The 12,427-nt window shown below is 73.7% G+C and carries 15 protein-coding genes; 6 read left to right on the top strand and 9 right to left on the bottom strand.

The genetic code is table 11. From position 1 onward, the window contains the following. The first annotated feature begins 51 nt into the window (after window positions 1–51). Window positions 52–1,179 carry an FAD-dependent oxidoreductase gene (locus LQ327_RS14210; protein ID WP_230734564.1) on the top strand — a complete coding sequence of 376 codons (1,128 nt, stop codon included), beginning with the start codon at window positions 52–54 and terminating at the stop codon, window positions 1,177–1,179. Window positions 1,180–1,187: 8 nt separating this feature from the next. Here the strand turns inward: LQ327_RS14210 and LQ327_RS14205 are convergent, their stop codons facing one another. From LQ327_RS14205 to LQ327_RS14190, 4 genes are all read right to left on the bottom strand, one after another. Next, a complete protein-coding gene (locus tag LQ327_RS14205; RefSeq protein ID WP_230734561.1) occupies window positions 1,188–2,069 on the bottom strand; it encodes a polysaccharide deacetylase family protein in 882 nt (293 codons plus the stop codon). 57 nt (window positions 2,070–2,126) lie between these two features. Next, the gene (locus LQ327_RS14200) at window positions 2,127–2,888 is read right to left on the bottom strand and encodes an alpha/beta fold hydrolase (RefSeq protein WP_230734559.1); all 762 of its coding nucleotides are present in this window, start codon (window positions 2,886–2,888) and stop codon (window positions 2,127–2,129) included. Between the two features lie 28 nt (window positions 2,889–2,916). Beyond that, the gene (locus LQ327_RS14195; RefSeq protein ID WP_230734557.1) at window positions 2,917–3,579 is read right to left on the bottom strand and encodes a TetR/AcrR family transcriptional regulator; all 663 of its coding nucleotides are present in this window, start codon (window positions 3,577–3,579) and stop codon (window positions 2,917–2,919) included. 215 nt (window positions 3,580–3,794) lie between these two features. Next, window positions 3,795–4,445 (bottom strand): TetR/AcrR family transcriptional regulator, encoded by a 651-nt coding sequence (locus LQ327_RS14190; RefSeq protein ID WP_230734555.1) that lies wholly within the window; start codon window positions 4,443–4,445, stop codon window positions 3,795–3,797. 117 nt (window positions 4,446–4,562) lie between these two features. On the opposite strand from LQ327_RS14190, the gene LQ327_RS14185 reads away from it, so the two are divergent. From LQ327_RS14185 to LQ327_RS14175, 3 genes are all read left to right on the top strand, one after another. Then, window positions 4,563–6,341, top strand: a complete 1,779-nt coding sequence (locus LQ327_RS14185; RefSeq protein ID WP_230734553.1) for an MFS transporter — start codon at window positions 4,563–4,565, stop codon at window positions 6,339–6,341. Between the two features lie 8 nt (window positions 6,342–6,349). Continuing rightward, window positions 6,350–6,490 (top strand): hypothetical protein, encoded by a 141-nt coding sequence (locus LQ327_RS14180; RefSeq protein ID WP_230734551.1) that lies wholly within the window; start codon window positions 6,350–6,352, stop codon window positions 6,488–6,490. 181 nt (window positions 6,491–6,671) lie between these two features. Further along, window positions 6,672–6,857, top strand: coding sequence for a cytochrome P450 (locus LQ327_RS14175; RefSeq protein WP_372460668.1), 186 nt, complete (start codon window positions 6,672–6,674; stop codon window positions 6,855–6,857). A 3-nt stretch (window positions 6,858–6,860) separates the two neighbouring features. Here LQ327_RS14175 and LQ327_RS14170 read toward each other — a convergent pair whose 3' ends face one another. Both LQ327_RS14170 and LQ327_RS14165 read right to left on the bottom strand, forming a co-directional pair. Further along, complete coding sequence (locus LQ327_RS14170) at window positions 6,861–7,268, bottom strand: PPOX class F420-dependent oxidoreductase (RefSeq protein WP_230734549.1); 408 nt, start codon at window positions 7,266–7,268, stop codon at window positions 6,861–6,863. A gap of 47 nt (window positions 7,269–7,315) precedes the next feature. Beyond that, complete coding sequence (locus LQ327_RS14165; RefSeq protein ID WP_230734547.1) at window positions 7,316–7,909, bottom strand: TetR/AcrR family transcriptional regulator; 594 nt, start codon at window positions 7,907–7,909, stop codon at window positions 7,316–7,318. 76 nt (window positions 7,910–7,985) lie between these two features. Between LQ327_RS14165 and LQ327_RS14160 the strand changes: the two genes are divergently transcribed. Then, on the top strand, window positions 7,986–9,131 hold the full coding sequence (locus tag LQ327_RS14160; RefSeq protein WP_230734545.1) for an FAD-dependent oxidoreductase: 1,146 nt from the start codon (window positions 7,986–7,988) through the stop codon (window positions 9,129–9,131). Between the two features lie 9 nt (window positions 9,132–9,140). Here the strand turns inward: LQ327_RS14160 and LQ327_RS14155 are convergent, their stop codons facing one another. Continuing rightward, window positions 9,141–9,914, bottom strand: coding sequence for an ABC transporter permease (locus tag LQ327_RS14155; protein ID WP_230734544.1), 774 nt, complete (start codon window positions 9,912–9,914; stop codon window positions 9,141–9,143). Then, entirely contained in the window at window positions 9,911–10,492 is a 582-nt protein-coding gene (locus tag LQ327_RS14150; protein WP_230734542.1) for an ATP-binding cassette domain-containing protein, read from the bottom strand. Before LQ327_RS14150 ends, LQ327_RS14155 begins: the two co-directional genes overlap by 4 nt. Before the next feature lie 657 nt (window positions 10,493–11,149). Between LQ327_RS14150 and LQ327_RS14145 the strand changes: the two genes are divergently transcribed. Further along, the gene (locus tag LQ327_RS14145) at window positions 11,150–11,473 is read left to right on the top strand and encodes an antitoxin (protein WP_230734540.1); all 324 of its coding nucleotides are present in this window, start codon (window positions 11,150–11,152) and stop codon (window positions 11,471–11,473) included. Between the two features lie 200 nt (window positions 11,474–11,673). On the opposite strand, the gene LQ327_RS14140 is transcribed toward LQ327_RS14145, so the two are convergent. Next, window positions 11,674–12,375 carry a M24 family metallopeptidase gene (locus LQ327_RS14140; protein WP_230734538.1) on the bottom strand — a complete coding sequence of 234 codons (702 nt, stop codon included), beginning with the start codon at window positions 12,373–12,375 and terminating at the stop codon, window positions 11,674–11,676. Window positions 12,376–12,427 lie beyond the last annotated feature (52 nt).

Genomic DNA, 12,427 nt, shown 5'->3' with positions numbered 1-12,427 from the left:
ACTCGGTGCTACCGTTGGATCGGCGATCCAAACTCAGGAGGAGGCGGCGTCATGACGACACCGGTCACGGTCATCGGCGCAGGTCTGGGCGGTCTGGTCCTCGCTCGCGTCCTGCAGGTCCACGGCGTCCCGGTCACGGTCCACGAGGCCGAGCCCTCCCCCACCGCGCGCACCCAGGGCGGGCTGCTCGACATCCATCCGTGGAACGGCGAACCGGCCCTCGAGGCGGCCGGCCTGGTCGATGGGTTCCGCGGCCTCGTCCTGCCCGGCCGCCAGTCCTACCGGGTCCTCGACCGGGAGGGGACCGTCTGGCTCGACCGGCCCGACGACGGCGAGGGCGACCGTCCGGAGGTGCAGCGCGGCGACCTGCGACGGCTCCTGCTCGACTCGCTCGAGCCCGGCACCGTCCGCTGGGGCCACAAGGTCAGCGGGGTGCGCCCCCTCGGCGGCGGGCGCCACGAGGTGGGCTTCACCGACGGGACCACCGTCACGACGAGCGTGCTGGTCGGCGCGGACGGCGCGTGGTCACGGGTTCGCCCGCTCCTCTCCGACGCCATGCCCGAGTACGCCGGCATCTCGACCGTCGAGACGTTCCTGCTCGACGCCGACACCCGCCACCCTGCGGCGGCCGCGCTGGTCGGCGGCGGGTCGCTGATGGCGCTGGGTCCGGGCAAGGGGTTCCTGGCCCATCGGGAGAGCCGCGGGACCCTGCACGTCTACGCGCAGCTGCGGAAGCCCCAGGACTGGCTGGGCGGCATCGACTTCGACGATCCGGCCGCCGCGGCCGCGCAGGTCGTCGCGGAGTTCGAGGGCTGGGCGCCCGAGCTCACCGCACTGATCACCGACACCGACACCCCGCCGGTGCCGCGGCCCTTCCTGACGCTGCCGGTCGGGCACCGGTGGGACCGGGTGCCGGGGGTGACCCTGCTCGGCGACGCCGCCCACCTCGTGCCGCCGAACGGGGAGGGCGCCAACCTGGCGATGTTCGACGGCGCCGAGCTCGCCCGACTCCTGGCCGGGCATCCCGACGACGTCGAGGCCGCTCTCGCCGAGCACGAGCGGGCGATGGTCGCCCGGGCCGCCGCCACCGAGGACGGCCTCGAGATGTTCGAGGTCATGCTCGCCGACGATGCACCCCGCGGCATGGTTCGGGTCTTCGGCGACGACGACGGGTCCTGACGCCGGGATCAGGACCGCCGCGGCGACCGACGCGCGAAGTCGTTCGCGATCTCGTCGAACGTCGCCCACCGCACGCCCTCGTGCGAGTTGATGTACTCGATCAGCCGCTCGTGCATGAGCAGCACCTGCGGGCGCCCGGAGACGTCGGGGTGGATCGTCATGGTGAAGACCGCGTAGTCGTGCTCCCGGTAGACCCAGTCGAACTGGTCGCGCCAGAGCGCCTCGATGTCGCGCGGGTTGACGAAGCCGTGCGAGTTCGGGCTGCCCTTGATGAACATCATCGGCGGCAGGTCGTCGAGGTACCAGTTGGCCGGCAGCTCGATGAGGTCGGTCTCCTCGCCGCGCTGCAGCGGCTTCATCCACTCCGCGGCGTCGGCGTCCAGGTCGATCTTCGTCCAGGAGTCGCCGACGCGGACGTAGTAGGGCGTGAAGTCGTCGTGCATCAGCGAGTGGTCGTAGGTCAGGCCACGGTCGAGGACCAGCTCGTTGGTGATCGGCGAGAACTCCCACCACGGCGCGACGTAGCCGGTCGGCCGCGTTCCGGTCCGGCCCTCGATCAGCCCGATGCAGTGGTCGAGCACGTCCGACTCCTGCTGCCGCGACATCGCGATCGGGTTCTCGTGGCTGTAGCCGTGCACCCCGATCTCGTGGCCCGCGGCGACGCACGCGTCGAACTCGGCCGGGAACGTCTCGATCGAGTGCCCCGGCCAGAAGAAGGTCTGGCGCAGGCCGGCGCGCCGGAACAGCTCCAGGATCCGCGGCACGCCGACCTCGCCGGCGAAGAGCCCGCGGGAGATGTCACCCGGCGAGTTCTCCCCGCCGTACGAGCCGAGCCACCCCCCGACGGCGTCGATGTCGACCCCGTAGCTGACGAGGATCTCCTTGGGCATGACGGGCCTCCGGTGCGGCGACGGTGCAGCTGGGCTGCACCCACCATCCCCGGGACGTCAGTGCCCGGCCAGACCGTTCCAGAAGTCGGTCAGGACCTCGGCCCCGCGCGCCGGGTCCTCGACCATCCACCAGTGCCCGAGCCCCTCGAGCACCGCGACCTCGGCCCCCGCGCGCGCCGCGGCCCGGCGCCGCATCGCATCGTCGCCGACGTAGTGGTCCTCGGTGGCGAGGATCGCGAGCCCGGGTCGGGCGCTCAACCGGCCCAGCGCCTCCCCGCGGCGGCCGATCGCGGGCTGGGCGGCGTCCCGGTAGAGCCGCAGCACACAGGCCTGCATGTCCTCGTTCCAGCCGGGGGCGATGCGCCCGGCGACGTCCGGCGCGATCCCCAGAGCACCCATGCGGGCGACCTTCTCCTGCTGCGTTCCACCGAGCAGCCCGGCGATCTGCTCCTCGCCGACCTCGGGGGTCTGCCAGGCCTGCGCGAGGTCGTGCCAGACGTAGTCCGGGTCGAACACGCTGAGAATGTCGTTCGCCCAGCTCCGCACGATCTCCGGGCGCTCCATCAGCGCGGTCCCGACGTGGCCGCCGCCCCAGTCGTGCCCGACCAGGTCGATCGGCCCGTCGAGCGCGGCCAGCTCGGCGAGCAGCCAGTCGCGGTAGCCGTCGACGGTGGCCGCGAACCCGTCCGGGACCGGAGCGCCGAAGCCCGGCGGGGACAGTCGGACCACGTCGTCGACGCCCCGGTCGGCGAGGGCGGTGACGAGCGGGTCCCAGACGGCGGCGGTCTCGGGATTGCCGTGGACGAGGACGACGGTCATGCGCGGCATCCTGGCGCATCACCCCGTCTCAGGCCGACGGAGGTTCGTCCCCCAGCACACCGTGGGTCGCCGCCCGGACCGCCTCCGAGAGCCGCGCACCGCCCTCGTCGTCGGAACGCGCCCGGCCGTCCGCGAGATCGGCCGCGAGGTCCTCGGTGGTGATCCGCAGCGCGGCGGCGAGGGTCGCGGCCTGCACCCGGACGGCGAGGTCCTCCGGCGAGCGCCCCAGCCGGTCGGCGACGACCTGTGCGAGCACCGGCTCCGCCCGCTCGTAGACCACGAGCCACAGCGCCCGCAGCGCGGGCTCGCGCCGCGACATCGCGACGACGGCGAGGGTGGCGTCGCCGTCGGCGGGCGAGACCTGGTCGCGCATCCGGTGGTCGGCGACCAGGTGCTCCTCGAGCGAGCTCCCCGACGGCCAGCGGCGCAGGGTGTCGACGAACGCGTCGGTGGTCAGCGAGAGCACCGGCTCCACGCAGCTCTCCTTGCTGCGGAAGTAGCGCCACAGGGTGCGCACCGAGAGCCCGACGGCGTCGGCGATGTCCTCGCCGGTCGTCTCGGCGACGCCGCGCTCCCGGAACAGCCGGACGGCCTCACGGGAGATCTCCAGGCGCTGCAGCCAGCGGCGGCGCTCGCTCATCGGGCGGCGTCCGCGCGGGCGGGCCTGCGACTCGAGCGCCGTCTCGCTCATCGACCGCCTCCCGACGTCCTCGACTGCCGTGATGACACGCCGCGTCAGGTTAGACCCCGGGTCACGCACGACCAACGAGATGCGTCTCTCAGCGCCTTTATGGCACTATTTGCCATTATTGAGCATCGACCTGTCCCGAGGAGCCACCGTGACCACCACCGAGAGCGAGACCGACACCTGCCCACCGATGACCCTGCACGTGCGGTGGTGAGGAGTCAGCTCCCGGTCGCGGTGACCGGCGCGAGCCAGACGCCGACGACGGCGTCGACGAGCCCGGTCGCCGCGTCCGCCCAGCCGGCGCGGGCAGTGGGGCGGCCCTCGGCCACCGCCCGCTCGCGCTCGGCGAAGTGCCCGACCAGCAGGAGCCGACTGATCTCCTCACGCTCGCGCCGCACCTCGGGCGGCAGCGCGGGCAGGCACGCGTCGAGCCCGTCGACGATGCGCCGCAGCGTCGGCTCGTCGAGGGCCCGGGAGGTCATCGCCTCGCGCAGCGTGGGGTCGGTCGCGACCTGCGCGCCGAAGCGGGCGAACCAGCTCGGCACCCCGAGGGTCGCCAGGTGCTCGGCGTTCGGGCGGACCAGGCAGCCGACCCAGTCGCGCACGTCGGTGCTGCCCTCGACCGCGGCCAGCATCCGCTCCCGGGAGCGCGCGATCGGGCCCGAGTGGCGGGCGACGATCGCGCGCACGAGGTCGACCTTCGTCCCGAAGTGGTAGCCGACGACGGCGGTGTTGCCCTGCCCGGCCTCCTGGGCGACCTGCCGGCTGGAGACCGCCCAGACGCCGTGCTCGGCGAAGAGCCGCTCGGCGGCGTCCAGGATGCGTTCCCGGGTCGCGACGTTGCGCTCGGTACGGGCCTTCGCGGGCACGGCGGCGATCCTCCTCCCCGGCACTCGACGACGGGGCAGCCACCCCACTCGTTTCTCTCAATCGATTGATTTAGATTAGCGGTGTCAGCACCGCTCCCCCACCCCCGGAGCTGCCCGATGTCCCCACCCGCCGCGCCGGCCCGCGCGCCGATCTTCGTCGCCGTGCTCGCCCTCGCCGGCATCACGGTGTCGCTCCAGCAGACGCTCGTGGTCCCCCTGGTGCCGCAGTTCCCCCGGCTGCTCGGGGCCTCGGCCGCCGACACCGCCTGGATCGTCACGGCGACGCTGCTGACGGCGGCGGTGGCGACCCCCGTCGTCGGGCGCCTGGCCGACATGGTCGGCAAGCGGCGGATGATGCTGTTCTGCCTGGTCATGCTCATCGCCGGCTCGGTGGTGGCCGCACTGTCGCAGTCGCTGATCCCGCTGATCGTCGGGCGGGCGCTGCAGGGCCTGTCCACCGGCCTGATCCCGCTCGGGATCAGCCTGATGCGCGACGAGCTGCCGCCCGAACGCCTCGGCTCGGCGACCGCGCTGATGAGCGCCTCGCTCGGCGTCGGCGGCGCACTCGGCCTGCCGCTCGCGGCGATCATCGCCCAGACCGCGGACTGGCACGTGCTGTTCTGGGCCGCGGCCGGACTCGGCGTCGTCGTCCTCGTCGGGGTGCTCGCGCTCGTCCCCGAGTCGGCGCAGCGGGCGGGCGGACGGTTCGACCTGGTCGGGGCGGTCGGGCTCGCCGTCGCCCTGGTGTCCCTGCTGCTCGCGGTCTCGAAGGGCAGCTCCTGGGGCTGGGGCAGCCCGACGACGATCACGCTGTTCGCGGTCGCCGTCGTCGTGCTCCTGGCCTGGGGCGCCTGGGAGCTGCGGACCCGTCAGCCGCTGGTCGACCTGCGGGTGAGCGCGCGGCGCCAGGTGCTGCTCACCAACGCCGCCTCAGTGGTGTTCGGGTTCTCGATGTTCGCGATGTCGCTGGTCTATCCGCAGCTGCTCCAGCTGCCCGCCTCGACCGGCTACGGGCTCGGCCAGTCGATCATCGTCGCCGGCCTGGTCCTCGCCCCCGGCGGGCTCTGCATGATGGCGATGTCCCCGATCTCCGCGCGGATCAGCGCGGCGGCCGGACCGCGGACGACGCTCATGGTCGGCGCGGTGGTCGTCGCCGTCGGGTACGGCGTGGGCGCCGCGTTCCACGGCGCGGTCTGGCAGCTGCTGATCAGCTCGATCGTCATCGCGTGCGGCATCGGGCTGGCCTACGGTGCGATGCCCTCGCTGATCATGGCCGCGGTGCCGGTGGAGCAGACCGCCGCGGCGAACAGCCTCAACAACCTCATGCGGGCGCTCGGCACCTCGTTCGCCAGCGCGATCGCGGGCGTCCTGCTGGCCTCGCTGGTGACCTCGGCGGGCGCCCCGACCGAGGGCGCGTTCGTGCTGGTCATGCTGCTCGGCGCGGCGGCCGCCCTCGTCGCGCTGGCGATCATGGGCTTCGTCCCCCGACGGGCGGCGCCGGCCTCGGCTCCCGCCGCAGCCGTCGCGAAGCCCGAGGCCGCCGAGGGCACCGAGGAGGTCCCGACGACGGGTCGTCCCGTCCTGGTCCGCGGGGTGGTGCGCCACGGCGGCCGCCCCGCCGCGGGCGCCACGGTGACCGTCGTCAGCGACGGCGGCGGCCAGCTGGGCCGGGCCACCACGGACACCGAGGGCCGCTACGCGCTCGTCGCCACCGGCCCGGGGCACCCGTACCTGCTCGTGGTCCGGGCCCTCGGGAACACGCACGCCGAGCACCTCGGGGGCGGCGGCCCTCTCGTCCGGGACCTCGACCTGGCCGGCGCCGCGTCGCGGCCGGGCCCCGCCGCACCGTCGCCCGCACCCCGTCCCCTGCCGGCGGGCACCGCCGAGCACGCCTAGGAGGAACCATGAGCGCACCCACCGACCCCCGCCCCGTCGCCACCCGCCGGGACGGGTTCGGACCGGCGCCCGACGTCGTCGCGGTGCGGGAGGGCGAGGGGATCGTGCGGGTCCCCACGCCGTTCGGCCCGACCGCGCGTGGCTGCTGACCCGGTACGACGACGTCCGCGCGATGCTCGGCGACGCCGACGACTTCGCCAACGGCTGGACCCCCGCCGATCTCGGACAGAGCGGCCACGACCCGCGCCAGCTCTCCGGGGACCGCGCGGGCAACCTGCTCGCGCTCGCGACCCGGAGCGTCTCGACGTCACCCGGGCCGCCGCTCCGCACGTGGCGTTCGGGCACGGGATCCACCACTGCCTCGGCGCGCCGCTCGCGCGGCTCGAGATGCGGCTGGCGCTCCCGGCGCTGCTGCGCCGCTTCCCGTCGCTGCGACCGGCCGTTCCCGACGACGAGGTCCGCTTCGCCTCGCACCGCGCGATCCACGGGCTGGTGGAGCTGCCGGTCAGCTGGTGAGCCCTACATCGGGGTCAGGCGCAGGACGACCCGGGTGGACGTCTGAGTCGGGCGTCCGAGCCGGCGCTGCAGCTGCCGGAGCAGGCGACCCGCGACGTACTCCCAGCCGTACTTGATCCGCAGCAGCCGCTCGGTGAGCCGCACGGCGTCGGGGGACTCGTCGACCACGGCGGTCGCGATCACCGAGGGAGTGCCCGGGTGGACGCGTCCCCGGCGGTCGCAGGCGCGCAGCTCGACGTGGTCGTCGTGGCGGATGCGCGTGATCTTGCCGGTCTCGCGCACGGTGGAGGCGACGAGGGCGTCACCGTCGCGCACGACCCACACCGGGGTCGCCACCGGCTCGCCGGTGCGCCGATAGGTGGTGAGCGAGACGAAGCGTTCGTCTCCGAGAGTCACGAGTGATGCCGTCACGCCCTCGCTCATACCCGTGGCCGTACCGTGACGCACGGCTACGTAGCTCACAGAGCGTCATCGATCACAGCGGGCCATCCCTGGCGCAGAAGAGCGAACGCGGCGTCGACGGCCTCCCCCGGGGTCGGCGAGTCGAGCCCGAGGGTCCCGATCACGACGTGGGCCAGCGCCGCGGCGCGCGGGTCCTCACCAGGCAGACCGGCGTCCTGCCCGACGGCCAGCGCGAGGCTGCGCTCGTAGCCCGACCACATGCGCTGCGAGTAGGCCCGCAGCACCGGCGAGGCCTCCACGAGCGCGATGAAGTGATCAAGCTCTCCGGCCCCGGAGCCGGCCTTCCGGTCCACCTGCGAGCGCACGAACCGGTGCAGCGCGGTGAGGACATCCACGTCCGCGGGGCGCGCGCGGACCGCCCCGAGCAACTGCTCCTCGCGCTCGGCCTCCTCGTCGAAGACGAGCGCCTCCTTGCTCGGGAAGTGGTTGAACACCGTGGTGACCGAGACGTCCGCCGCATCGGCGACCTCGGCCACCGTGACGTCGTCGAACCCTCGCGCCAGGAAGAGCCGCAGGGCGGCGTCGGCGATGGCGCCGCGCGTGCGGGCCTTCTTCCGCTCGCGACGGCCGGGCTCGGACGGGGCGCTCATCCCGGCGATGGTAGCGCAGTCACCCCAAAGCTTAAGTGACTTCACTTTTGTACTGACCACGTCTATCGTCCCCGCCATGACCACTCCCCCCATCGCCGTGATCGGCGCGGGCCCCGCGGGCCTGACCCTCGCCCGGGTCCTGCAGCGCCACGGCGTCGACGGCGTCCGGGTGCACGACCTCGACTCCGGCCCCGACGACCGGCCGCAGGGCGGCACCCTGGACATGCACGCCGGCTCCGGCCAGACCGCGTTGGAGGCCGCGGGACTGTTCGACGCCTTCCTCGCCGCCGCGCGCCCGGAGGGCCAGGACGGGCGGCTGCTGGCCCACGACGGGTCGGTGCTCTTCGAGCACCGCGCGGCCCCGGACGAGGCCGACAACCCCGAGATCGACCGCGGTCAGCTCCGCGGCCTGCTCCTGGACTCCCTGCGGCCGGGCACCGTCCGCTGGGGCGCGAAGCTCGTCGCCACGACGCCGACCGACGACGGGTACCGCCTGGCGTTCGATGACGGCTCCGTCGAGGCGGCCGATCTGGTGGTCGGCGCCGACGGCGCCTGGTCGCGCGTGCGCCCGCTGCTCTCCCCCGCGGTGCCCGGGTACTCCGGCGTGACGTTCGTCGAGTTCCGGGTCGACGACGTCGACGAGCGCCACCCCGACCTCGCGGCCCTCGTCGGGCGCGGCTCGATGTCGGTGCCCTACGCGAACCGCTCGCTGATCGTGCAGCGCAACTCCGGCGGCGTCCTGCGGGGCTACGCCGCGGTGCGCCGGCCGCTCGCGTGGGCCGCGGAGAACGGGCTCGACGACGGCGACCCGGCGCAGGTCCGCGCCGTGCTGCTCGAGGTGTTCGCCGACTACGCGCCGATCCTGCGCGAGCTGCTCGTCCGGGCCGCCGACGAGTTCACTGTCCGCCCGATCATGGCGCTGCCCGTACCGCACCGCTGGGAGCACACCCGCGGCGTGACGCTGCTCGGCGACGCCGCGCACCTCATGAGTCCGTTCTCGGGCCAGGGCGCGAACCTCGCGATGCTCGACGGCGCCGACCTCGCGCGGCTGCTCCTCGAGCACCCCGGCGATCCGGACGCCGCCGTCCGCGCCTACGAGGAGCTCATGCTGCCGCGCTCGGCCACCGCCGCGCAGGGCGCCGCCACCGGGATCGAGCGCGCGATCGCCGCCGATGCCCCGGCCCACTCGCTGCGGTTCCTGCGCAGCCTCGAGAACGCCTGAGGCCCGTGCTCACGTCGCCGAGCGCGCCACCCGGACCAGCCGGTGGTCGGCGGTGAAGAGCCGGCGCGAGAGCCCGAGCGCCACCACGGTCGTCGTCGTGGACGCCGACGCGAGCACGAGGAACATGACGACGACCTGCACCAGCACCGCCGAGATCGGGTCCGCGCCCCCGAGGATCAGCCCGGTCATCGCGCCGGGCAGGAACACCAGCCCGGTCGCCTTCGTCGTCTCGATCTGCGGGGACAGCGCCGAGCGCAGCACCCCGCGCACGTAGGGCCGGGCGGCGTCCCGGGACGGCTGACCGAGCGCCAGCCGGGCCTCGATCTCGTCGCGCTTGTCGGCGAACTCCTCGAGCATCCGGCGCGCGGCCAGCACCGTCGAGGTCATGGCGTTCCCGACGACGAGGCCCGCGATCGGGACGAGCGTGCGCGCCGCCAGGCTGAACACCCCGAAGCCGAAGAGCACGACCATCGTCAGCGCCGTCGCGACGACGAACGCGGTCAGGGCCAGCGGCACGATCCGCGGCACGCCGGGCGCGCGCTGCTTCGCCGTCCAGGTCGCGTAGCCCAGCATCGCGGCCACCCAGAGCCACGACCACCACAGCGAGGTCCCCGGCCGCAGCAGCAGCACGAGGATCCCGCCGACGAGCAGCAGCTGGACGCCCGCCCGCAGCGCGGCCCAGACGATGCTGCGTTCCAGGCCGAGCCCCCAGTACAGCGAGAGACCCGCCGCGACCGCGACGAGGACGAGCGAGAAGGCCGTCCCGGCCCAGTTCACCGTCATGCGTTCTCGTCCTCCAGCTCGGCGGCGTCCCGCGACCGGACCCGGCCGTCGGCGACCTCGAGCACCCGGTCGGCCACCCGCCGAACCTGCGGCGCGTCGTGGCTGACCCAGACCACGGTGAGGCCGTCCGCCGCGAGGGCGGCGACGGTGTGCTCGAAGGTGCGGGTCGGCTCCGCGTCGAGGGCGGAGGTGGGCTCGTCGAGCAGCGGGCCCAGGACCTCGTCGCCGGCGTCGGGGGCGGCGACCCGGAGGTTGTCGCGCACGGTGCCGGCGAACGGCGTCGGGCGCTGGAACACCATGCCGACCTCGCGGCGCAGGGCCAGCGGATCGAGGTCGTCGAGCGGGGTGCCCCGGTAGCGGACGACGCCGCCGTCGGGGACGTCGAGGCGGTCCAGCAGCCGCAGCAGCGTCGTCTTCCCCGCTCCCGAGGGGCCCCACAGCACCGTCGTGCCCGTCGCGGGGATCTCGGCGTCGACGCCGTCGAGGATGACGCGCGCGTCCCCGCCGCCCTCCGGAGCGGCCCGTCTGACCGTCACGTCCTGCAGGGTGAACGCCGCCGCGTCCTCACCGTCGGTCACGATCCGTTGTCCTACCCGGGTGCGGGCCCAGGCGCACCACGGCCCGCCCGGGCCACGCGTGGCGCCTTCGGAGTGTGGGCCGGGACACGAAGTCGTAGGGACCTCCGGTACCTGTTCATTGATGCTGGACCGATCCGGGAACGCGATTCCCGGTGCGACACCGAGGAAACGGATCACGAGCGGGCGGGTTTTCGGCTTCCACGGAACGCGACGAGACACGTTCCGCATTTCGACCGCCCTTTGACGTTCCGATCACCGACCGTGCGCGTCCGACACGTTTCCGCTGATGGTGGCGGTGCGACGGCCGGACAGCCGCTGCACGAGAAGCCCACACGACTTTCACAGCCCTGCTGTCTTGTTGGCCGACCACGGGGGGAATACTCTGTTCTGGTAGCCGGGCAGCAACGTCTCCCCCCGACGAAATCCGGGTCACCCCCCCAGACCCGGAGGTGTGCTGCCCGGCTACTCTTGTGCCAATTCCGGGGAAATCCACGATATTTTCGCCGAAGAATGGTGTCCGATCGGCTGGCGTCCGATCGATCGGGAGGCGGAACGACGCCGGGCCCGCCCGGTCCTCCCACACCGGATCGTGGTACCCAGGAGGAGTCCCGTCCCGGCCCCTGTGCCGGGGCCGCCCCGACCGGATTGGTGCAGCAGATGGCCCTGATGCGTCGCGTGGCCGCCCTCGGAGCCGCCGTGGCCGCCGCCCGCCAGTACGCCCGGCAGAACCCGGAGAAGGTCAACCGGTACGCCGACCAGGCCGCGACGTTCATCGACGAGCGCACGCACGGCCGCTACCGCCGCCACCTCGACACCGCGCTGCGCCAGGTCCGCAAGGAGACCAGCGTCCCCGGCCAGGCCCGCTTCGGGCCGAGCCAGGCCGGCCAGTACGGCCCGCAGCAGCACCGGACCGGCGGGAACAACGGCAGCGAGGCGGGCTTCGGCACCCAGCGGTACCCGAGCGAGCGCACCGACCGCTGACCGCGCCGACCCGGGCCGACGCGAAGATCATCAGCACGCTGCGCACCCCGCAGTCGGCCGGAAGCTGCGCCATATGCCCCTCGTATGGGGCGGGGTCGGCTGGTCGGTGATCAGGAGTACGCCAGGCACGCGCGACTCCAGATCGACGTGCGCCAGGTGCCCTTCGCCGGCGGCCCGGTACCGCTGACCGGACCGGCGGCTCAGCCCATCAGCTGCTCGAAGAACCCACCGATGCGGTGCTCGCGGTCCACGAGGTGCACCTCGAGGATCCAGTGGCACCGGCGCCCGGCCGCGTCGACCGCGCGGTGCATCGCGGTGTCGTTGCCGGTCGTGATGTAGCTGTGGAGGCGCTCGGCGTCGATGAGCTCGTGCGGGAACTCGCCGACCAGGTGACCGCTGTGCGGCCCGCCGAACTCCCATCCCGCCTCGCGGGCGAGCTCACCCATGTGCGCGTAGAGCTCCTCGCCGGTGACGTCGGGCCGCTCGTCGAAGAACGCCCTGCCCGCCTCCCAGACGCGCGGCAGGTCGGCGGCGAGGCGGTGCTTGCGCGCGTCGTCGCCGAGCACGAAGGTGCGGCCCACGTCGGCCTCCCACGCGGCGAACACCGGCCCGAGGTCGACGAACACGATGTCGTCCTCGCCGATCCGGCGGTCCGGCGGGTTCTCCTGGTAGGGCTGCAGGGTGTTCTCCCCGGAGCGCACCACGCGCTTGTGCCAGTGTTGGGAGGTCCCGAACAGGTCCGCGCCGAGGTCCCGCACCGCCAGGCTGACCTCCGACTCCCACCGCCCGGGGCTGATCAGCCCGCGCCGGTCGATCTCGGCGAACAGCTCGGCGGCGTGCTGCTCGGCCTCGACGAGGCAGCGGGTCCGGTCGTCCTCGTCCAGCGTGCTCGTCGCGTCCACGGCCGCGATCCTCACCCCGCCGGGCGCCGCGACGGAAGACCACCGTCGGAAT

Origin of the sequence: Actinomycetospora endophytica (genome assembly GCF_021026375.1) — a bacterium.
In the GTDB taxonomy this organism is placed as follows: Bacteria; Actinomycetota; Actinomycetes; order Mycobacteriales; family Pseudonocardiaceae; genus Actinomycetospora; species Actinomycetospora endophytica.
The sequence above is the reverse complement of the archived record's forward strand: the minus strand, read 5'-3'. Positions and strand labels throughout refer to the sequence as shown.